20 protein-coding genes are annotated in these 19,114 nt (G+C 69.2%); 11 read left to right on the plus strand and 9 right to left on the minus strand.

Annotated features, from left to right (window positions below):
* Nucleotides 1-2: 2 nt before the first annotated feature.
* Together moeZ and ABGA98_RS37405 are read right to left on the minus strand one after the other, a co-directional pair.
* The gene (moeZ, locus tag ABGA98_RS37400; RefSeq protein WP_347623175.1) at nt 3-1,184 is read right to left on the minus strand and encodes an adenylyltransferase/sulfurtransferase MoeZ; all 1,182 of its coding nucleotides are present in this window, start codon (nt 1,182-1,184) and stop codon (nt 3-5) included.
* A 44-nt stretch (nt 1,185-1,228) separates the two neighbouring features.
* The gene (locus ABGA98_RS37405; RefSeq protein ID WP_347623176.1) at nt 1,229-2,221 is read right to left on the minus strand and encodes an alpha/beta hydrolase; all 993 of its coding nucleotides are present in this window, start codon (nt 2,219-2,221) and stop codon (nt 1,229-1,231) included.
* Between the two features lie 698 nt (nt 2,222-2,919).
* Between ABGA98_RS37405 and ABGA98_RS37410 the strand changes: the two genes are divergently transcribed.
* Nucleotides 2,920-3,261 carry a hypothetical protein gene (locus ABGA98_RS37410; RefSeq protein ID WP_347623177.1) on the plus strand — a complete coding sequence of 114 codons (342 nt, stop codon included), beginning with the start codon at nt 2,920-2,922 and terminating at the stop codon, nt 3,259-3,261.
* Between the two features lie 384 nt (nt 3,262-3,645).
* A complete protein-coding gene (locus tag ABGA98_RS37415) occupies nt 3,646-3,951 on the plus strand; it encodes a hypothetical protein (protein WP_347623178.1) in 306 nt (101 codons plus the stop codon).
* A gap of 987 nt (nt 3,952-4,938) precedes the next feature.
* Here the strand turns inward: ABGA98_RS37415 and ABGA98_RS37420 are convergent.
* The 3 genes from ABGA98_RS37420 to ABGA98_RS37430 all read right to left on the minus strand — a co-directional run bounded on the left by ABGA98_RS37420 (nt 4,939) and on the right by ABGA98_RS37430 (nt 7,547).
* Nucleotides 4,939-5,244, minus strand: a complete 306-nt coding sequence (locus tag ABGA98_RS37420) for a hypothetical protein (protein WP_347623179.1) — start codon at nt 5,242-5,244, stop codon at nt 4,939-4,941.
* A gap of 441 nt (nt 5,245-5,685) precedes the next feature.
* Nucleotides 5,686-5,991 carry a hypothetical protein gene (locus ABGA98_RS37425; protein WP_347623180.1) on the minus strand — a complete coding sequence of 102 codons (306 nt, stop codon included), beginning with the start codon at nt 5,989-5,991 and terminating at the stop codon, nt 5,686-5,688.
* 689 nt (nt 5,992-6,680) lie between these two features.
* Nucleotides 6,681-7,547, minus strand: coding sequence for a Ku protein (locus ABGA98_RS37430; protein WP_347623181.1), 867 nt, complete (start codon nt 7,545-7,547; stop codon nt 6,681-6,683).
* 120 nt (nt 7,548-7,667) lie between these two features.
* Here ABGA98_RS37430 and ligD (ABGA98_RS37435) point away from each other — a divergent pair, with 120 nt between their 5' ends.
* The 5 genes from ligD (ABGA98_RS37435) to ABGA98_RS37455 all read left to right on the plus strand — a co-directional run bounded on the left by ligD (ABGA98_RS37435) (nt 7,668) and on the right by ABGA98_RS37455 (nt 10,714).
* Nucleotides 7,668-8,522 (plus strand): non-homologous end-joining DNA ligase, encoded by an 855-nt coding sequence (gene ligD / locus ABGA98_RS37435; RefSeq protein ID WP_347623182.1) that lies wholly within the window; start codon nt 7,668-7,670, stop codon nt 8,520-8,522.
* Nucleotides 8,519-9,391 (plus strand): non-homologous end-joining DNA ligase, encoded by an 873-nt coding sequence (ligD, locus tag ABGA98_RS37440; RefSeq protein WP_347623183.1) that lies wholly within the window; start codon nt 8,519-8,521, stop codon nt 9,389-9,391. Before ligD (ABGA98_RS37435) ends, ligD (ABGA98_RS37440) begins: the two co-directional genes overlap by 4 nt.
* A 33-nt stretch (nt 9,392-9,424) precedes the next feature.
* Entirely contained in the window at nt 9,425-9,637 is a 213-nt protein-coding gene (locus ABGA98_RS37445; protein WP_347623184.1) for a hypothetical protein, read from the plus strand.
* A gap of 135 nt (nt 9,638-9,772) precedes the next feature.
* On the plus strand, nt 9,773-10,393 hold the full coding sequence (locus tag ABGA98_RS37450; RefSeq protein ID WP_165975053.1) for a TetR/AcrR family transcriptional regulator: 621 nt from the start codon (nt 9,773-9,775) through the stop codon (nt 10,391-10,393).
* 90 nt (nt 10,394-10,483) lie between these two features.
* Entirely contained in the window at nt 10,484-10,714 is a 231-nt protein-coding gene (locus ABGA98_RS37455) for a DUF3107 domain-containing protein (protein WP_347623185.1), read from the plus strand.
* 341 nt (nt 10,715-11,055) lie between these two features.
* On the opposite strand, the gene ABGA98_RS37460 is transcribed toward ABGA98_RS37455, so the two are convergent.
* On the minus strand, nt 11,056-11,700 hold the full coding sequence (locus ABGA98_RS37460) for a ferritin-like fold-containing protein (RefSeq protein WP_347623186.1): 645 nt from the start codon (nt 11,698-11,700) through the stop codon (nt 11,056-11,058).
* A gap of 353 nt (nt 11,701-12,053) precedes the next feature.
* On the opposite strand from ABGA98_RS37460, the gene ABGA98_RS37465 reads away from it, so the two are divergent.
* The 3 genes from ABGA98_RS37465 (at nt 12,054) to ABGA98_RS37475 (ending at nt 16,097) form a co-directional block, all read left to right on the plus strand.
* Nucleotides 12,054-13,988: a DEAD/DEAH box helicase gene (locus ABGA98_RS37465; protein ID WP_347623187.1), complete on the plus strand. Its 1,935-nt coding sequence runs from the start codon at nt 12,054-12,056 to the stop codon at nt 13,986-13,988.
* A gap of 293 nt (nt 13,989-14,281) precedes the next feature.
* Nucleotides 14,282-15,172 (plus strand): alpha/beta hydrolase, encoded by an 891-nt coding sequence (locus ABGA98_RS37470; RefSeq protein WP_347623188.1) that lies wholly within the window; start codon nt 14,282-14,284, stop codon nt 15,170-15,172.
* Nucleotides 15,173-15,185: 13 nt separating this feature from the next.
* Nucleotides 15,186-16,097, plus strand: a complete 912-nt coding sequence (locus tag ABGA98_RS37475; RefSeq protein WP_347623189.1) for an oxygenase MpaB family protein — start codon at nt 15,186-15,188, stop codon at nt 16,095-16,097.
* A gap of 129 nt (nt 16,098-16,226) precedes the next feature.
* On the opposite strand, the gene ABGA98_RS37480 is transcribed toward ABGA98_RS37475, so the two are convergent.
* From ABGA98_RS37480 to ABGA98_RS37490, 3 genes are read right to left on the minus strand one after another with little or no spacing between them, the layout of a single operon-like run.
* A complete protein-coding gene (locus tag ABGA98_RS37480) occupies nt 16,227-17,132 on the minus strand; it encodes a PD-(D/E)XK nuclease family protein (protein WP_347623190.1) in 906 nt (301 codons plus the stop codon).
* A 54-nt stretch (nt 17,133-17,186) separates the two neighbouring features.
* The gene (locus tag ABGA98_RS37485; RefSeq protein ID WP_347623191.1) at nt 17,187-17,903 is read right to left on the minus strand and encodes an MBL fold metallo-hydrolase; all 717 of its coding nucleotides are present in this window, start codon (nt 17,901-17,903) and stop codon (nt 17,187-17,189) included.
* A 52-nt stretch (nt 17,904-17,955) separates the two neighbouring features.
* Entirely contained in the window at nt 17,956-18,582 is a 627-nt protein-coding gene (locus ABGA98_RS37490; RefSeq protein WP_347623192.1) for a DUF6758 family protein, read from the minus strand.
* Nucleotides 18,583-18,656: 74 nt separating this feature from the next.
* Here ABGA98_RS37490 and ABGA98_RS37495 point away from each other — a divergent pair, with 74 nt between their 5' ends.
* Nucleotides 18,657-19,052: an NUDIX hydrolase gene (locus tag ABGA98_RS37495; protein ID WP_347623193.1), complete on the plus strand. Its 396-nt coding sequence runs from the start codon at nt 18,657-18,659 to the stop codon at nt 19,050-19,052.
* Nucleotides 19,053-19,114: the final 62 nt, after the last annotated feature.

A 19,114-nucleotide genomic window follows, 5' to 3' on the forward strand; every position in this document is an offset into this window, starting at 1 on the left:
CGTCAGTAGCTGGGCAGGCTCGGGTCGACCGTCTTGACCCAGCTCAGCACGCCGCCGCCGACGTGGACGGCGTCGGAGAAACCGGCGTCCTTGACGACCGCCAGCGCCTCGGCCGAACGCGCGCCCGACTTGCAGTGCAACACGATCTTCTTGTCCTGCGGCAGCTTCTCCAGGGCCGAGCCGTTGAGGAACTCGCCCTTGGGGATCAGCTTGGCGCCGGGGATGGAGACGATCTCGTACTCGTTGGGCTCGCGGACGTCGACGACGAAGATGCTCTCGCCGCGGTCCATCATGCCCTTGAGCTCGAGCGCCGTGATCGTGGAGCCGCTGGCCGCCTCGGCGGCCTCGTCGGAGACCGCACCGCAGAACGCCTCGTAGTCGTCGAGCAGCTGCGTGACCGTCGGGTTTTTCCCGCACAGCACGCACTCGGGGTCTTTGCGAACCCTGACGTCGCGGTATTTCATCTCCAGGGCGTCATAGATCATCAGCCGCCCCACCAGCGGCTCGCCGACGCCGGTCAGCAGCTTGATGGCCTCGTTGACCTGGATGGAGCCGATCGACGCGCACAACACGCCGAGCACGCCTCCCTCGGCGCACGACGGCACCATGCCGGGAGGCGGAGGCTCCGGGTAGAGGCAGCGGTAGCACGGCCCGTGCTCGGCCCAGAACACGCTCGACTGCCCGTCGAAGCGGTAGATCGACCCCCAGACGTACGGCTTGCCGAGCAGCACCGCGGCGTCGTTCACCATGTAGCGCGTGGCGAAGTTGTCGGTGCCGTCGACGATGAGGTCGTAGCCGGAGAAGATCTCCATGACGTTTTCCGTGCTCAGCGCCGTGTTGTGGATCACGACGTCGACCAGCGGGTTGATCTCACGGACGGACGCGGCGGCGCTCTCGGCCTTCGGCCTGCCCACGTCGGACTGGCCGTGGATGACCTGGCGTTGCAGGTTGGACTCATCGACCACGTCGAAGTCGATGATGCCGAGGGTGCCGACGCCCGCCGCCGCGAGATAGAGCAGCGCGGGCGAGCCCAGGCCCCCGGCGCCCACACACAGCACCTTGGCGTTCTTCAGCCGCTTCTGCCCCGCCATGCCCACATCGGGAATGATCAGGTGACGCGAGTAGCGGCGCACTTCGTCGACGGTCAGCTCTGCGGCCGGCTCGACCAGCGGTGGCAACGACACTTTCTACGCTCCCGTTTGCAGGGGGTCTTATCTCACCTTGAAACCTAGCTGGCGAGTCGGGCATTCCCCAATCGAGTCTCACCGATCAGACGGCGTGCCTCCGCCGCCACGACCTGCGGTGTCTCCATCATCGCCACGTGACCGGCCGTGGGCAGCAACACCAGCCTGACCTTCCGGAATGTACGGTACGCCTTCGCGGCCATGGCCGGGCGGACCAGACGGTCGTGCCGCCCGTGCACGATCAGGGTCGGCGCCTCGACCTTCGCCGCCTGGCGCCAGAGATTGTCCTCGCCGAAGCGGAAGTATTCGGCGACGATGCCCCGGGCCGAGGCGATCACGGCCTCACCGGCGTGGGGGAGGTCGTCGCGCCTGCGCTGCTCTGCGACGGCGTCGCGCAGGCGTTCGGGATGGACGGCGCCGGCGTTGGCGTAGACCATGGCGAGGGATGCGCTGACCCGCTGCTCCGCCGGGAGCAGCCGCATCGTGTTCGCCGCCCACTCGCCCAGCTTGGGCAGCGCGGCGGCGGCCACGCGGACGGGACCGTACCTGGGGAGCAGGTCGGGCAGGGCGGGCGAGATGAGGGTGAGCGAGCGGACCAGGTCGGGACGGCAGGCGGCGACCCTGACGGAGACCGCGCCGCCGAGCGAGTTGCCGAACAGGTGGGCGGGGCCTGTCCGCTCCAGCAGGCCGATCACTGCCTTGGCGTGGCCCGCGACGGTGTAGTCGCCGTCGGCGGGGACCGGCGAGTGACCCGCGCCGGGGAGGTCCAGGGCGTGGCAGGTGACCTCGTCCTTGAGCTCGTCCATGAGGTCGGTCCAGTTGGTCGCAGAACCCGCCAGCCCGTGCACGAAGACGGCCTGCTCCGTCGGGCCCTCCCTGACCGCGTGCGCGTGCGCCGCGCCCGGACCCTCGCCATGGGGCGGCCTGGCGGTGGAGGAACCGGCCCAGGTCTCGCCCGGGGCCGGCTGGGTGGATCGGACGTGCACCGAGCCGATCATGCGTCCCGGCCAGTGCGGGACCGGCTCCGCGGTCATCATCGAGCCTCCTTCGTCACGCTGGGACGTCTCTTCCCCTCTCCTCAACGATAACCACGCCCTCCTGAGGCGGCCGGCGCCGCGGCGGCTGGGCATGCCGCGCCACGTCGATACGGACATATCGGCATATATCGCTTCATAGACATCTAAGGGATCTCATGACAGCCCAAGACTGCGGCAAAAGCCGCCGTTTGCCGTTTATGGCAGGCACGGCTCGGAAAGCATCAGACCAGCGACACCTAGCGTAATCGCCGGAGCACTTACCGTTAATGGCGGGATCGACGAAGGGGCGGCGCCGCCGCACCCATTCGGGCGTGCCCGCCGACGCACGATTCGGTGCCACCGGTCGATCGCGCCATTCCATCGTGTCGGCGAATACGTACACCAGAAACTCAGATCAGGGTATTGCGCTCGCGCGCCCAGGACATCCGGACGCCGGGACGGGCAGTATCCGCCATTTCGCGCTGCGACCCTCTCGGTGGCGGCACAATCGGACATATCATGCCATTTCATTGGATAGATGTTTAAGCCGAGCAATAAGATTGTTAATGCACAGCAAAATAGGGTGATTCCTGTTTGCCCGCCCACAGCCCCGGAAATGACTTTCCATGGATGACTCTTCAGCAGCCGTCCAAGACCTGTTTTCAGGTAACCCGGAAACGTCGAGAACGGGGCAACCGATCCTTTAGGGGGAAAACGCAATGCCCAAGCTCAAGAGTGTTATCGCAGGCCTCGCCCTTAGCACGGCGATGACCGGCGGCGTGGTCGGCCTGGGCGCGACCAGCGCCGAGGCCAACACCCCGGTCCGCACCGGCCCGTCCGTCGTCACTGGGGACGACGGCGGCTGGGGCTGGGGCTGGGGACACCGGCGTCACCACCGTCAAAGCTGCAAGCGTCACGGCCACCACGGTGGCGGCTGGGGCTGGGGCTGGGGACACCGCCGTCACCACCGCCAGAACATCTGCGTCGTCATCCGCAATGACAACCGCAACGAGAACGGCGAGCGCCGCCACCGCCGCCACCACCACGACGGTGGCTGGTGACATGACCGTGAATTGATGGCACGGGAATGAGCACCCGTTATCCGTGAATGGCCGTCGTGCACAGCGACGTGAACACGGCCAGCGAATATCGGGCTCATTTCTCTACATCTCGCACGGCACTCCCGGCGAGGGCTCCACTGGCATCAGCCAGGGGGCCCTCGCTGCATTTGTACGAACATTCAGCGGCGGCGGCCATCCCCACAAAGCCATGCAGGTCTCTACTATCCGGCAAAACTGGACAATTACGGTTAGTTGGTCCTTGATTCGGATATATGTAGACCACGGATGAATCGCTAGCGAGACATCCGATCCCGCTTCCCGCCGATCCTCGCGATCGCAGGAAATGGGAGAACGGGGCAATCGATCCTTTAGGGGGAAAACGCAATGCCCAAGCTTAAAAGTGTTATCGCAGGCCTCGCCGTCAGCACGGCGCTGACCGGTGGCGTGGTCGCCACGGGCGCGACCACGACCGCTGCCAGTGCCGCCACCCAGGTCAGCGCGGGCACGTCCGTCCTGGCGGGCAGTAACTGCCACAAGCGCCGCTGCGGTTGGGGCTGGGGCCGCTGGGCCCGAGGGGGCGGCTGGGGCAAGTGGGGCCGGAACCGCCACCACGGCCACGGCCGCATCCGGATCGTCATCGTCAACCGGAACCACAACGTCAACCGCTTCGACCACGACCGGTTCAGGTGATCGGGCTCACACCATAGCCTGAGCCCGGTGGCGCGCTCCCTGCGCCACCCCCGGAGTCCGCCACGGCGATGAACTCCGGTTCACCACAGAGTGCCCGCATTCGCGGCGACCGACGTCCTCCTTTCGGAGTCTCGACGTCCACCCAGCGAATGCGGGCACTTCACGTTCCTCGTACCGAACTCCCGGGAGCCTCCTCGTCGCCACTCCCGGGAGCCTCCTCGTCGCCGACGACGAACACCGGATGGACCGGGGGGCAGGCGCGCGGACGCACGGGCGGGCCGACGGACGCACCTACCACCGGCGCACGGACGAGCAGGCCGACGCAGCGGCGGGCGCACCAGCGGGCCGGGCACGCAGGTTGTGGTCATCGCCGCATGAGCCGCCCGGTCAACATCACGTCCTCTGATATCCACCGCGCACGCTGCGTCCGCCTCGCCTCGGGTGCCGTTGTTCTCCGGCACCTACGCTCCGGCACCGTGCCTCGCCCGTGCTCCGGCAACCATGCCCCGCGTGCTCAGGCACCATGTCCCATGTCCCCGCTGGAGCCCTGGCCGGCGCCCTCGATCGTGCCATGCCGGCCGCGCGGCAGGCATGCCCACCTGTGCGCTGTGCGTCTGCCCGCCGCCTGGGGTTGCTGCAGTGGAGGCGTTGACGGCGGTGGTGAAGGCGGCGGCACGGGCCAGGCAGGGCGCTGTGGATCGGGTGGGGCGGCAGGGAACCGCCCCGGGTGGGGCGGGAAGGCGGTCAGGGTGGAGCGGCGGGGAGCTGCCAGGGTGGGTGACGGGGGTGAGCGGTCGGTGGTGGGGGGCGGCGGCGGCGAAAAGTCGAGTGCCCGCATTTGTGGGAGGACGCCGTTTTCTACGGAGAGATGACGTCGATCCCGTCAAATGCGGGCACCCGTTCCCATGCAGGAGTACATCGCACTTAGCGGACTCCTACAGTGGCGCAGGGAAGTTGCGCCACGGGCTCAGACCACGAGCGAGCCGATCACCTGAACCGGTCGTGGTCGAAGCGGTTGACGTTGTGGTTCCGGTTGACGATGACGATCCGGATGCGGCCGTGGCCGTGGTGGCGGTTCCGGCCCCACTTGCCCCAGCCGCCCCCTCGGGCCCAGCGGCCCCAGCCCCAACCGCAGCGGCGCTTGTGGCAGTTACTGCCCGCCAGGACGGACGTGCCCGCGCTGACCTGGGTGTCGGCACTGGCAGCGGTCGTGGTCGCGCCCGTGGCGACCACGCCACCGGTCAGCGCCGTGCTGACGGCGAGGCCTGCGATAACACTTTTAAGCTTGGGCATTGCGTTTTCCCCCTAAAGGATCGATTGCCCCGTTCTCCCATTTCCTGCGATCGCGAGGATCGGCGGGAAGCGGGATCGGATGTCTCGCTAGCGATTCATCCGCATCCTGCATCTAACCGAGACAATGTCCATCTAACTGGAATTAGCAAGCCTTTTCCGGCCGCATACATCATCATGGCTATTACGCCATGCGCCATGAAATAGAGCTCTTGGCCCACCACTTATAAGACGGCAGCGAGGACCCCCCGACGGATGCCGGCAGAGCCCTCACCAGTAATTGCCGTGGAGACACGTGGAAACAAAGCTCAGGATCGGCCCGTGCGATGGATGCACGGGCCGTTCCCGAGGGCCGAGATTTCACCCGGTCAATTACCGCTCCCCGCGAGCGGCGACCGTACGTGAAAGACGACTGCTCATTTCCATGCCGTCCGGCGGGTCACCTTACTCGTCTTCTGCAGGAGTGGCGGTGATAGTGATCGTCGGAGTCGGAGTCGGACGCGGGAACCTGTTGATGTTGCGGTTCCTGTTGTGGACCTTCACCCTCACGTGCGTCTTCTGACGGTGGTGACGGCGCCATCCGCAGCGCCACCAGCCATTACAGCCACCCGCGACCACGGATGTGCCGGTGCTGACCTGGGTGGCGGCACCGGCGGCGAACGAGGTCGTCGCCGCACCGACGGCGACGACGCCACCGGTTAGGGCCGTGCTGATGGCGAGGCCTGCGATAGCACTCTTGAGCTTGGGCATTGCGTTTTCCCCCTAAAGGATCGATTGCCCCGTTCTCGCGTTTCCCGATAAACAGAAAACAGTCTTGGACGGCTGCTGAAGAGTCATCCACGGAATGTCATTTCCGCCACGCAGGGAGACAAACAGCTATCGCCCCATTTTGCTAGGCATTAACAATGTTATTGCTTCTATTAAACATTTATCCAATGAAATGCTATGAATTATCCGGTTTGTCCGATTCGGTGACTGATCATGGCGGCGGCTTCGTTCCCGACTTCCGCGTCGGCCGGCGCACGGCCATGGCCAGGCAGGGTTCAGTGGTCCGAGGAGGTCGCTGACGGCCGTGTGTCCGTCCAGGCTGCGCGGGGCTCGGGACACCGGCTCCGGCTGGAAGATTCTCGCCGCCGACGGAACCGTCCCAGCCCGCAGTGCCTCCGGGCACAGGACGGAGATGTCAGGTGGCGAGACCTCGAACCCGTCGCCGGGGCACGGCGGGGCGCCGTACACGATGGTGCGGTTCGCCGGGGCGAGGTTGGACGGTGACATCGCCGGCCGTCGTCTGCCGCCGGCGTCGAGCCACATCCGCTACGCCCGCCCCCAGGCGTTCTGCCAGAACGAACCAGGTTCCGCTGTCGAGCGGCCCGCCACGCCGAGGGCGTCCCTACGGTAGGACGCGCGCGCCCAGGCGGCTCCCGGGCCCGGGCGGAGCGCTACGCGGACTTGCGGGTCTTGCGCTTGGAAGCGGCCTTGTCCTCGTCCTTCGACGTGCCGCCCGCCTTCTTCTGCTTGGCCGGTTCGCCTTCGCGTTCCTTCTTGGCCGCCTCGACGCTCGCCCTCAGCGCGGCCATGAGGTCCACGGCGGGTCCCGCTTCTTCCTCCTCGCGGGCGGCGACGACCTCCTTGCCCGCCACCTTCGCCTCGATGACCTGCTGCAGGGCCTCGCGGTACGTGTCGTGATATTCGCTCGGGTCGAAGTCGGACTCCATGGTGGTGATCAGCGACTCGGCCATCTTGAGTTCCTGCGCGCGTACCTCGATGTCCTCTTCGAGGAAGGGGAAGTCGGGTGTGCGGATCTCGTCGGGCCAGAGCATCGTCTCCAGCACGAAGATGCCGTCCCTGACCCTCAGCGTGGCCAGCGACTCCCGCTGGCGCAGGGCCACTTTGACCACCGCAACCTGGCCGGAGCTCTCCAGGGCGTCGCGCAGCAGCACGTACGGCTTCGCCCCCTGCGCGTCGGGCTCCAGATAGTACGACTTGGCGAAGTAGATGGGGTCGATCTGGTCCGCGGGGGCGAACTGGAGCACGTCGATCCGGCGCGAGCTGCTGAGCGGCAGGTCCTCGAAGTCCTCGTCGGTCAGCACGACCACCTCGCCGGTGGCGAGTTCGTACCCTTTGGCGATGTCGGCGTAGGGGACTTCTTCGCCGTCGACCGTGCACACGCGCTTGTACCGGATCCGCCCGCCGTCCTCGCGGTGCACCTGGTGGAACGTCACGTCCTTCTGCTCGGTCGCCGAGTAGAGCTTGACCGGGATGGTGACCAGCCCGAAGGAGATCGCACCTTTCCAGATGCTGCGCATACGCAACTCCTCAGCACTCAACGGCCCACCGATGGGCACATACCCGTCATGGGGCAACCAATGCCATACCCGGTCGAACCGATGTTGGCTGTCCCCGGAGAACTACCCACCGATCGCGACATGTACGGGCTCGAGGTCAAGTGGGATGGCATCCGGGCTCTCGTGCACATCGAGGACGGCGTACGGGTGACGGGGCGGCATGGGGTCGAGTACACGCGGCGGTATCCGGAGATTTCGGGGTTCATCGCGGAGTTCGGGGTCAAGCACGCGATCATCGACGGCGAGGTCGTGGCGCTGGATCCGCAGGGCCGGCCCAGCTTCAGCCGGCTGCAGCACCGGATGCACCTGACCGATCCCGACCCGGCCATGCTGAAACGGTATCCCGTCACGTACATGCCGTTCGACCTGCTCTACCTCGACGGCACGCCCCTCTTCGACCTGCCCTACCGCGACCGCAGGGCACTCCTCGACGAGCTGGACGTCGGTGCGCCCCCGTACTTCCCCGGCGACTCCGACCTGCTGTCGGCCACGTACGAGCAGGGGCTGGAGGGCGTGGTCGCCAAGCGGCTGGACGCACCCTACCGGCCGGGCACGCGCTCACCGTGGTGGGTCAAGGTGAAGAACCTGAGCACCAGGGAGGTCGTGATCGGCGGCTGGAAACCGGGCAAGGGCCGCCGGTCCGGCGGGATCGGGTCGCTGGTCATGGGGGTGTTCACCGGCGCCGGGCTGACGTACGTGGGGCACGTCGGCACGGGGTTCACGGACGCCGTACTGGACGATCTCCACGGGAGGCTGCGCCCGCTCGAGGTCGCGCGCAGCCCGTTCTGCAACGAGGTTCCGTGGCGGAACCGGTGGGTTAGGCCTGATCTCGTCGGGGAGGTGGCTTACACGATGTGGACCGACGAGCAGCGGCTGCGGCACCCCGTGTGGCGCGGGCTGCGCCCCGACAAGCTCCCCTCGGAGGTGACGCCATGAAGGTGCCGGTCAAGGTCGACGGGCGCGAGCTGGCGCTGAGCAACCTGGACAAGGTGCTCTATCCCGACTACGGCTTCACCAAGGCCGAGATCATCGACTACTACAGCCGCATCGCCCCTGTCCTGCTGCCGCATCTCGCGGGCAGGCCCCTGACCGTCAAGCGGTTCCCGAACGGCGTCACCGGCCAGTCCTTCTTCGAGAAGAACGCCCCTGACCACACCCCCGACTGGGTCAGGCGGGTCAACCTGCCCGCGCCCGGCAGCACCAAGAACCGCGAGAGCATCGACTTCGCCGTCGTCGAGGACCTGCCCACGCTCGTCTACTACGCCAACCTGGCCGCGCTCGAACTGCACGTTCCCCAGTGGCGCGTCGACGACGACGGCGAGGCGCTGCCGCCCGACACGCTCGTGTTCGACCTCGACCCCGGCCCGCCCGCCACGATCGTCGAGTGCTGCCGGGTCGCGCTCATGCTCCGCGAGGTGCTCAAGGGCGAAGGGCTTGTCGCGGTGCCGAAGACCAGTGGCAACAAGGGCATGCAGCTGTACGCCGACTGGGACCGCCGCGAGGAGCCCTCCGCCTTCGCCAAACGGCTGGCACAACTCCTGGAGAAGGAGCATCCCCAGGAGGTCGTCAGCGTGATGGCGAAGAAGGCCAGGCCGGGCAAGGTGTTCATCGACTGGAGCCAGAACAACCCCGCCAAGACGACCGTGGCGCCCTACTCGCTGCGGGCCAGGGAGCGGCCGACGGTCTCGACCCCCCTGTCGTGGAAGGAGGTCGAGGACTGCGAGCGCCCCGAGGAACTGGTGTTCACGGCGCCGGACGTACTCGCCAGAGTGGAGAAACGCGGCGACCTTTTCAGCCGGGCGTAGTCTGGACGCGTCCACACCAAGAGGGGGACCGACATGTCAGAGATGGACATACGCGGGGACGCGAGCACCTACGAAGAGGAGGAGGGGCGCTTCTCGATCGAGACGCCCGAGGCCGACGCGGCCGAGCAGCAACGTGAGATCCGCCCCGTCGGCAGGCTGCGCAGCGAGCTGCCGCTCGACGTCGATCCCGCCGACGCGGCCGACCAGGACCGCGTCGTGGAGCTCGACGATGACGACTATCGCTGAGCCGGTCTGGCTGAGCCGGCTCCACGGCGATGACCTGTGCGATGGCGGCCCGTCGGTGACCGTTGTCACTGAGGGCCCGTTGACGCGCCCGTAGGATGTCCGCACAGCCCCGCTGAGAGATCTATGGAGACCCGCGTGACCGCAACCCCGGACGCGAAGCCCCGGGGCACCCGGCTGCCCCGACTCGCCCGACGCCGGCAGCTGCTGAGCGCCGCGCAGGAAGTGTTCGTCGAGAACGGCTACCACGCGGCCGCCATGGACGAGATCGCCGACCGGGCAGGCGTCAGCAAGCCGGTGCTCTACCAGCACTTCCCCGGTAAGCTCGAGCTCTATCTGGCGCTGCTCGACCTCCACGTCGACGACATGGTCAACCGCTGCCGCGAGGCGCTGGCCTCCACCCAGGAGAACAAACTGCGCGTGCAGGCCACGTTCAGCGCGTTCTTCGACTTCGTCTCCACCCAGGGCGAGGCGTTCCGCCTGGTCTTCGAGTCCGATCTGCGCAACGTCGCACCGGTGCGGCAGCGGGTGGAGCGGTCGCTGCGCGAGTGCGCCGAGATGGTCAGCGCGGTCATCCAGGAGGACACCGGGTGCACCAGCGACGAGGCGCACCTGCTCGGCGTCGGCCTGGTCGGCATGGCGGAGGTGAGCGCCCGCTACTGGGTCACCACGCAGGGCTCGATCCCGAAGGACGCGGCCGAGCAGCTCATGGCTCGGCTCGCCTGGCGCGGCATCAGCGGTTTTCCGCGTACGGCATAACCCGTTCGCTGGGCGCGATCGTCTGCCATTTTCGCCGGAACGAGCGGTCACCATGGGGTGTGAGCCAGCCCCGTCGACTAGGGAGCCAGGATGGAAATCAAGATCGGCGTGCGTTCCGTGCACCGCGAGCTCGTTGTCGAGACCGACCTCACCGCAGAGCAGGTGGAGGAGGAGATCAGAAACGCGCTGTCGGTCGAGCGCGGCGTGTTCGCCCTGACCGACGTCAAGGGCAGGCGCATCGTCGTGCCGGTCGCCTCGCTCGGGTTCATCGAGATCGGTGAGGATGAGTCGCGGCCGGTCGGGTTCGGCGGCACGCTCTAGAGACTTGTGAGCGGGGTGCGGCGAAACGCGCCGTGCCCCGCCTCCCCCACCTTCGTGCACGGGCTCGCGCCGGTTTCTTCCTGGCTCGGCTCCCGGCTCAGCCCTGCGCGGGCGGCTGGCCGATCAGGCAACCCCGGGGCCTGCGCGGCCGGGGCACGGCATCCCGCCTGCGCTCCGTGGCTGGGCAGGCCGCGCTCTGTCTCCGCAGCACCGCCCGCGGTGTCCAGCGGGCCGGCTCACATCTCGTCAAGATACTGCCGTAGCGACGCGAGGCCCTCATGTCTGGCACGGTACAACCGTTGCGTGCCCGCGCGCCGCCCGATGCCGGCAACGTGCCTGCCTCAGATGCCCATGGCCGCCATCCGCTTGTTGTGCGCCTCGGTCAACTTCGCGAAAAGTCGGGATATGTCCGTGTGGCCCTCGCCGGCCGACTCCATCAGCAGCAGCGCCAGCTCCGGCCGGGCCGAGGCCACCTGCTGGCCCTGGCTGAGCGCCTCGCCGACGAGCCGCCGCGCCCACAGCGCCAGCCGCCCGCTCGCCGCCGGGTCCGCCTGGATGCCCGCCCGCACCCCTTCGACCGCGAACTTCGACCGCCCCTCGTCCACCAGCACCTCGTCGACCAGCCTGGCGATCGACGGGTCGAGGTGCCTGGCCGCCTCCCGGTAGAAGTCGAGCGCGATGCCGTCTCCCACGTACGTCTTGACCAGCGCCTGCAGCCAGTCGGCCGGCCTGGTCTGCGCGTGCCAGGCGTCCAGCGCCGCGACGAACGGCGTCATCGCCTCGGCGGGATCGGCGCCCAGTTCGGTCAGCCGGTCGCGCAGCAGGCGGAAGTGGGCGAATTCGGTGACGGCGAGCTCGCTGAGCGCCGCCCGGTCGGCGAGAGAGGGCGCCAGAGACGCGGCGTCCTCGGTCATCCGCGCGTGGGCGCTCAACTCCGCGTAGGCCAGCACACCGAGCAGGTCGACGACTCCAGGAGACTCCTTCATAACAAGGCAGCGTACTTGGGGGAATCTTCGGGAACATACGTAAGCTCGGTCAGCGTTGTGGTATCGAGTACACTGCTCTGTGAAAGTGCGACCGCACTGTGTAAATTCGGGGGGTTCCCCCCGATTGCCCCCCGTTCCCCGGGTGCGCGGTCGCTGATGACGCGAGAGGGCTGGCTCTACCGCGCGGACCCACGACACGGGGGCTGTTTTCCGCCCGTCGGTCCCGGCAGGCCCGCCTTCATTTGAGACTGAGGCAGGCCACGCTGACGACTTTCCGAGACCTCGGAGTCACACCAGAGATCGCCGATGCCCTTGAGACCGAGGGCATCGTCGCACCGTTTCCCATCCAGGAGATGGCACTCCCGCTCGCGCTGAGCGGCCAGGACCTCATCGGTCAGGCACGCACGGGCACGGGAAAGACCTACGCGTTCGGCATCGCCATGCTCCAGGGCATCGGCAAGCCGCGCAAAAACCGCAAGAAGCCGCGCGGGCTGGTCGTCGTACCGACCCGCGAGCTGGCCGTCCAGGTCAGCGAAGACCTCGTCACCGCCGCGGGCAAGCTCGGTTCCCGGGTTCTGACCGTTTACGGCGGGCGGGCGTACGAGCCGCAGATCGAGGCGCTCAAGGCCGGGGTCGACGTCATCGTCGGCACCCCCGGCCGCCTGCTCGACCTGGTCAAGCAGAAGCATCTCGACCTGAGCCAGGTCACCACCCTCGTCCTCGACGAGGCCGACCGGATGCTCGACCTCGGCTTCCTGCCCGACATCGAACGGATCTTCAAACTGATCCCGGCGCAGCGGCAGACGATGCTGTTCTCGGCCACCATGCCGGGCGAGATCGTCGCGCTGTCGCGCAAATACCTCAACCGCCCGACACACGTACGCGCGGAGCTCGAAAGCGGCGAGGGCGAGACCACGCCGCTCACCCGCCAGCTCGTGTGGCGGGTCCACCGCATGGACAAGATCGAGATTGTCGGCCGGCTGCTGCAGGCCGAGGGCCGCGGGCTCACCATGGTCTTCTGCGAGACCAAGCGGGCCTGCGACATGGTCGCCGAGCAGCTCGACACCCGCGGCTTCGCGGTCGCGGCCGTGCACGGCGACCTCGGTCAGGGCCAGCGCGAGCAGGCGCTGCGCGCGTTCCGCAACGGCAAGATCGACGTGCTGGTGGCCACCGACGTGGCCGCCCGCGGCATCGACATCGACGACGTCACCCACGTGGTCAACTACGACTGCCCCACCGACGACAAGACCTACGTGCACCGCATCGGCCGCACCGGCCGGGCCGGGCGCACGGGCATCTCGGTCACGTTCGTGGAGTGGGAGGAGCTGACCCGCTGGAAGATGATCAACCAGATGCTCGGGCTCGACTTCGCCGAACCCGAGGAGACCTACTCCACCTCGCCGCACGTCTACACCGAGCTCAACATCCCCGAGGGCACCAAGGGCGTCCTGCCGCACGCGAGCCGCTCGCGCGCCGGACTGTCCGCGGAGCGCATCGAGGACCTCGGTGAGACCGGCAGGATCCGCGGGCGCGGCGGCCGCCGCCGCGACGAGCGCGAGGAGCGCCCCGCCCGCACGCCGCGCCAGCGCCGCCGCACCCGCGGCGGCAGGGAGCTGGCGGAGACCGCACCCGCCGAGACGACGGAGGTCGAGCCCGTGAAGACCAAGACGGAGGAGACTCCCGCCATCTTCTCGCCGGACGAGGTCCAGGCCGCCGAGCCGAAGCGCAGCCGCACCCGCAGGGGGGCGGCGTCCACGGCGATCGAGCAGGCGCTGGCCGAGGCGCCGGAGGCGCCGGCGAAGCCCACCCGCTCGCGCCGGTCCGCCAAGCCCGCGGCCGACGCCGGGACCGACGCCGATCCCGGCACCGGGAGCGGCGCTGGGACCGGCACTGGGACCGGCACCCGCTCGAAGCGCGACGCCGGAGCCGAGTCCGCGCCGGTCGCTCCCGCCGCGCCTGTCACCGGGCCCACCACCGGGCCCACCACCGGGCCCACCACCGGGCCCACCACCGGGCCCACCACCGGGCCCACCTCAGGGCCCGAGCCGGTGACGCCGGCCGCGGCCGAGCCGAGCTTCCTGTCGACGCCGCCGCCACCGGCGCGCAAGGAGCCCGACCGCATCATCCCGCCGAGCCCGTTCGCGGTGATCTTCCAGTCACCCGATCTGGCCACGGACGACGACGACATCGCCCCGTCCGCGGCGACCGAGCGCAAGCAGCAGCGGCGCCAGTCCCGTGGCGGCAACGGCGGCAACGGCGGTGGCGGCAACCGCCGCCGCGCCGGCTGAGGAGGCGACTCAGAGGCGCGCACCCCGAGCGGGTGCGCGCCTTTCGCATGCCGGGCGACGGGCCGTAAGGGCCCTCACAGGATGCCGCGGCGCACCAGCCCGGATGGGCACCGCCCGCGTACGCAGGCCACCCCAGGAGGCGCTCAGCGCCCGCCACGGGGGTCTGAGGGCGCACCAGGGCTCAGACGGGCGGGTTTCCCGCACCGCGCACAGCTCGTCTCTCCCGAGAACTCGCACCGGCGTCGTGGCCATGCCGGTGTCGAGGCGCTGACCTCTGGGTATTGTTGCCCCACGTGAGTACGCCGCGATTCCTCGACCTGCCGCCTGGCGTCGCACCACAGAAGATCGAAACGCCACAGGGCACGTTCGCGGTCCTGGAGGCGGTTCCGGTCAGTGGTGTGATCGAGCGCTGGCCCGCGCTGCTGGTCCCCGGCCTGACGGGCAGCAAGGAGGACTTCCTCGCGGTCCTGGTGACGCTGGCCCAGTCGGGCCGCCGGGTGGTGGTCGTCGACCTGCGCGGCCAGTACCAAACGCCGGGCCCCGACGACCCCAGGGCCTACACGTGCGCCGCGCTCGGGTCCGACATCGACACGCTCGCCCAGGTCGTCGGCGGCGGCGATCCCGTGCACCTGGTCGGCCACTCCTTCGGCGGGCTGGTGGCCAGGGAGGCGGTGATCGACGGGGTAACGAAGTTCGCGTCGTTCACGCTGATGAGCTCGGGTCCAGGGCCCATCGAGGGCCGACGGGCGCGCAACGCCAGGACGATCACCGAAGAGGTGCCGGCGCTGGGCCTGGAACACCTGTGGCACCACAGGTTCGAGCCCGAGGCGCTGGCCGGCGACGTGTCCGACGACATCAGGGAGTTCCTGCGCAAGCGCCTGATCAGCAACTCGCCGACCGGCCTGACACGGATGGCCGAGCAGGTGCTGACCATGCGCGACCGCACCGACGAGCTGCGCCAGATCGAGGTGCCCACGCTCGTCCTGTTCGGCGAGCACGACGACGGGTGGCCGCCGGAGGCGCAGTCGGACATGGCGGTCAGGCTCGGAGCCGACTCCGTGGTCGTGCCGGGCGCGGTGCACTCCCCCGCAGTGGAGGCGCCGGAGACGACGGCGGCGGCGCTGGTGAGGTTCTGGAACACGGCCGAGAAACATTACTTGGACACAAGGTCCACTGCCGTGTAATCCTGCGTTCACCATGAGGGGCATCGAAGACATCGTCGTCCAGCCGCCGCAGAGCGCGACATGGCAGGTGCATCTCGACCGCTCGATGTGGGTCGGCGGCGTACGCGGGCTCATGTTGCAGGCGCTGCATCCGCTGGCGATGCGCGGCGTCTGGCAGAACTCCACCTTCCAGGACGATCCGTTCGGCCGCCTGCGCCGCACCGCCGACTTCGTGGGCCGGGTGACGTTCGGCAGCCCGGAGGAGGCCGACGAGATCGGCAGGCGGGTGCGCGGCATCCACCGGGCCCTGCGCATCCACGATCCCGACACCGGCGGGACTCACCGGGTCGACGACCCCGAGCTGCTGCTCTGGGTGCACTGCGCGGAGGTCTCGTCGTACCTCGAGGTGGCCAGGCGCGGCGGGCTCGGGCTGACCGAGCGGCAGGCCGACCGCTACCTGCGCGAGCAGCGCAAGAGCGCCACGTACGTCGGCCTGCACCTCGACGACGTGCCCGGCTCGTGCGCGGAGATGGACGCCTACTTCAAGCAGATGCGTCCCAGCCTGCGCGTGACGGAGGAGGCGGCCTCGACCGTGCGCTTCCTGATGTGGCCGCGGTTGCCGCGCGAGCTCAGGCTGCTGTCCCCCGGCAAACCCGGCTACTTCCCCTTCGGCGCGCTCTGCTACTTCACGCTGCCCGACTGGGCCAGGCGCCTGTACGGCGCGCTGCCCGAGGTGCCCGCGGCGGCCGTGACGGCCGGGCTCGTGGCGTTCAGGCTGGCCATGAACGCGCTGCCCGAGCCCGTGCACGACCGTGCGTTCATGCCGGCCACGCGGCGGATGTTGCGGGCCTCCAGGGAGCGGCTCGGCGCCGCGGGCTACGACGTGAGCAGAGGGCTCAAGGGGCTGACCGATCCCCGCCGCTGGCCGAAGTCCCCGGCCGCCTGACGGGCGCGAGCACGCCCGTGAAGCGGCCGACACGCCTGCCATGGCCCAGCCGCCCGTGTCGCGCCCGCCCGCCTGCACGAAGACCAGCGAGTCGAGCCCGAACTGGCTGAACGCCGACGCCACGCCTGCCTAGTCGGCAAGCCCGTCCCAGGGGCGGCGCTCCGGCCCTGCGGCCTGCCCTTCTGGGCAGTGGCGGCGGAAGTCGCACCAGGAGCAGATGGGGCCTGGTGCGGGCGCGAACAGCTCGTCGACCTCCGCCGGCACGGCGGCCGGCCCGACGGACGGCCGCTCGCCCGGCGGGGCCGCCGGTTTGCGCGCGGGCGCCGCCACGAGCTCGCGGTAGCGTTCGTCGGCCTCGGCGGCCTCGGTCGCGACCTCCTCCGCGCGCCGCAGGTGGCGCGTGAGCGACTCGTCGGTGTGCCGCCACTGGACGATCTCGCCGGTCGGCAGGTGGTGGAGCTCGACGGTGCGGCAGGGCGTGCGCATCATCGTGGAGGCGGCGATGGCGTAGGCGGCCAGGGCGAGCGACGAACGGGCGTCGTCCTGGGTGAGCGGGCGGCGGCCGGTTTTGTAGTCGACCACGACCAGCTCGTCGCCGCGCCGGTCGAGCCGGTCGATGCGGCCGGACAGGGCGACGACCTTGGTGCGGGTGGCGACCGTGCGCTCGACGCCGACCGGCTCGTCAGCAGGATCTAAAGTCGCGACATATCCGGACACGAGGTCGCGAGCGCGGCCCAGCCACCGGCCCGACTGCTCGGCGTCCTTGAACCCCTCGGTGATCCACCCGTTCGTGACCAGGACGGCCGCCGTCAGCGAGGTCCTGCGTTCGTACGGCTCCCGCCACCAGCCCGCCAGCGCGTTGTGCACGCTCGCCCCGACGCTGTTGTGCGCCCAGGCGGGGCCCTTGGACGGCTGCGGCCGGTCGAGATAGGTGAACCGGTAGCGGCGGCGGCAGTCGAGCCAGGCGTTCAGCCGCGACGGCGTGCAGGAGTAGAGCCGCCGCGGCATCCCTTCCAGCGGAAGCTGCGTGTTCATCCGCCCTCACCCCGCGAGGCGGCCGGACGGGACCCGCCGACCCTGCTCATGGCCTCACTCGTCGCCGGGTCCGAGGCGGATGCCGGAGATCTTGGTGCCGTCGGTGAGCGGGCCGTCGTCGGCGGGCTCGGTGTCGACGCGGGTCAGCGACCCGGACACCCAGTCGTCGAAGTGCGGCTCCAGGTCGCCGACCGTGACCTCGTCGCCGTGGGCGGCCAGCACCCGCGTGTCGCCGGGCAGCGTGAACAGCCGCCCGCCGATCGAGGTCAGCTGGTCGGCCAGGGCGGGGTATTCGCCGCCCAGCTTGCCGGGGCCGTCGGCCTGCAGGGCCTTGCCGGTGAACACGGCGCCGAGCCCCTCGCAGTAGAGCGACACGCCGCCGGGAGTGACGCCGGGGGTCTCCATGACGTCGAGCTGGACGTCGGCCACCTCGAAGACGCCGTCGTCCTCCATGTCGATGTCGGGCCAGGTCTCCGACCAGGTCTCCCGCCACAGCGGCTTGTCCTTGGGATGCAGGGCGACCACGGCCTCGTCTCTGCTGGCCACCTCGATGGAGGCGCCGACGTGGTCGGGCAGGCCCGCCGTGCAGATGACGGCCAGCACCTCACGCTCGCCCACCTGCTCAAGGATCTTGTCGGCGTCACGCGCCGCGTCGATGACGATCACTTCGTCGTCGTCACCCACGATCCAGGTGTTGTTCTCGACCTTGTGCTCGGTGCCGTCGATGTCGACGACGCCCTCGGTCACCACTCGCTCGATACGCGCTGTCACGCCTCCGAACTCTAGCCCGTCTACAGGAGAGCGCGAATCGCCGTCGCCCGTCCTACTCCTCGAGCCGCGGAGAGAACGCGCCGAAAGGGACATCCAGGTCGTGATCCCGCGCGTCGATCAGCGACAGCTCGGTGAGCGCGATGAGGCAGCCGGCGTCGGCCGGCCAGGCGATCGCCCACAACCAGTTGCCGAGCGCCTCGCCGGCGTAGACGGCACGGTCGGCCTGCCCGTTCACGCACCACATGGCGGTGGGATGGCCGAGCACCTGGATCTTGGCGTTCGGCGGGCCGGCGTCGAACCCCGAGCCCGGGTCGGGGCCGTCGAGCCCGGCGTACGCCGCGCCCAGCCCGATGCCCGGCTCCTCCGCGATGATGAGCAGGTCGGCAGGCCCTTCCGTGAGCGACGGCCCGCTCAGCGCGACCACGCTGGCGCGACCGCCGGTGCGCTGGTCGCCCACCTCGCCGAAACCGGTCACCAGCCAGCCGGCCGGCAACGGCCATGGCAGCCACACGGGAACCACGGAGCTCTTGCGGATCGCCTCCAGCGCCGTGCTGGTCGGCGGCAATGGAGGCTGATAGGGCAGGACATCCCCGTGCGTGTCGCATCGATACGCGCTCGACCAGGCGCTCGGCTCGTGAAGCCGGCCAGAACACCGTGGGCACGTTGCAGCCGCTCTCACAGCTACCCACGGTGCTTCCTTCCGCGGCGTTGCGTCAAGGGCGGTTCTCGTTATCTCGTCGTAATCTTGGTCATGTGCGCGTAAATTGTATTGGGGCGATAGTTTTTGACGCCTTTGACCGAATTCTTCTTGTGCAGCGGGGGCATCCGCCCGGCATGGGCCTGTGGTCCATCCCCGGCGGCAGGCTGGAGCCCGGCGAGACCGACACCGAGGGACTGCGGCGCGAGGTCCTGGAGGAGACGGGGCTGCACGTGGAGGTGGGCCGCCTGGCCGGCACGGTGGAGCGCCCCGGACCCGGCGGGGTCACGTACGTGATCCGCGACTATCTCGCGGCCGTCACCGGCGGGACCCCCGCGGCCGGTGACGACGCCGCGGACGTGCGGTGGTGCGGCATGGACGAGCTGGCCCGGCTGCCGCTCACCGAAGGACTGCTCGACACGCTGACGGGCTGGGGCGTGTTGCCCCGTTAGCCGAAGCGCCTGCCGGGCGATGAGGGGTTCGCGGCGCCGCCCGCCCCACTCGCCGGGTCTCG

This window comes from Nonomuraea sp. B1E8, assembly GCF_039871515.1.
GTDB lineage: Bacteria > Actinomycetota > Actinomycetes > Streptosporangiales > Streptosporangiaceae > Nonomuraea.